Source organism: Limosilactobacillus gastricus PS3 (assembly GCF_000247775.1).
Taxonomy (GTDB): domain Bacteria; phylum Bacillota; class Bacilli; order Lactobacillales; family Lactobacillaceae; genus Limosilactobacillus; species Limosilactobacillus gastricus_A.
Window position 1 is genome coordinate 1 of the sequence record NZ_AICN01000040.1, and the last position, 1,201, is coordinate 1,201.

The 1,201-nt window shown below is 44.2% G+C and carries 2 protein-coding genes; both read right to left on the reverse strand.

Translation table 11 applies throughout. From position 1 onward, the window contains the following. Window positions 1–33 precede the first annotated feature (33 nt). The gene (locus PS3_RS04790) at window positions 34–765 is read right to left on the reverse strand and encodes a YebC/PmpR family DNA-binding transcriptional regulator (RefSeq protein ID WP_007122211.1); all 732 of its coding nucleotides are present in this window, start codon (window positions 763–765) and stop codon (window positions 34–36) included. 79 nt (window positions 766–844) lie between these two features. Continuing rightward, window positions 845–1,201 (reverse strand): substrate-binding domain-containing protein (locus PS3_RS04795; RefSeq protein ID WP_040468203.1); only part of this gene is annotated, 357 nt, incomplete at its 5' end.

The window sequence follows — 1,201 nt, forward strand, 5'->3', positions numbered from 1 at the left end:
GAAAAGTTATCGCTCCGTTGATTGACGCGCTGTTTATGCTTCTGGAATAAATCCAGCTTCATAAACATCCGCCACATCATCATTTTCTTCTAATTCATCGATTAAGTGTTGGTATTGGCTTACCTTATCTGATGGTACTTCCGTTTTGTTTTCCGGAATCATCGTAACTTCGGCTGTTTCCAATTCGTACCCGTCAGCTTGCAGTGCATCCCGAACTGCGGTCATGGAACTTGGATCCGTGTAAATGTGGAACATTTCCTCATCTGCTTGCATATCATCAGCACCCGCATCTAAGGCATCCATTAACATTTCGTCTTCATCCTTGTCCAAATCTTCCCGTAAGATTTCAATCAAACCTTGACGATTGAACATGTATGAAACGGATCCGTTAGCACCTAAGGAACCCCCAGAGTGAGTAAAGGCTGACCGGATTGCAGAAGCCGTCCGGTTCTTGTTATCCGTTAAACAAGATACCATGACAGCAACCCCACCAGGACCATAACCTTCGTAAGTGATTTCTTCAAAGTTAGCTCCACCAGCACCGGTTGCTTTGTCAATCGCCCGTTGAATGTTTTGCTTAGGCATGTTTGCTGCCCGCGCCTTATCCATCACGAGTCGTAATTGAGGATTGTTAGCTGGATCGGGATCGCCAGCCCTAGCTGCTTGGTATAAATCCCGTGAGATCTTTTGGAAGATCTTACCACGCTTAGCATCTTGGGCGTTTTTACGTCCTTGAATGTTATGCCATTTTGAATGTCCTGACATTTGTGTCGTCCCCTTTTCTTTTTTCAGATTTAAAAACAGATTAATTTTACTAGATTTACCAACTAAATTCAAGTTAGAGCTATTGATCGGTGCGAGTGGTTTGCCGTTCAACTAATTCATGGTTCATCACCACGTTGAGTTCTTCGTCTTCACCCGCCCCTTCGGTCATCATCTTGGTCAGGAGCCGCATTGAAACAGCTCCCAAATCGTACATTGGTTGCGATATCGTCGTTAACATTGGGCGGGTTAATTGAGCGGTAGCCGTCCCGTTCCCGGCAATAATTTCAAAATCATCAGGAACCTTTTTCCCTAAATCGGTTAAGGCATTTAAAACTCCCGCAGCCATTAAATCATCAGAAACGAATAAGGCCGTAATCCCTTGATCCAAGATCTGTTGAGCCAGTTGATATGATTCTTGGTAATTATCATGGCCAAC

Bases quoted from the DNA above. Each gene is read 5' to 3' on its own strand.
- PS3_RS04790 (WP_007122211.1), bottom strand. From the start codon at position 765: ATGTCAGGACATTCAAAATGGCATAACATTCAAGGACGTAAAAACGCC.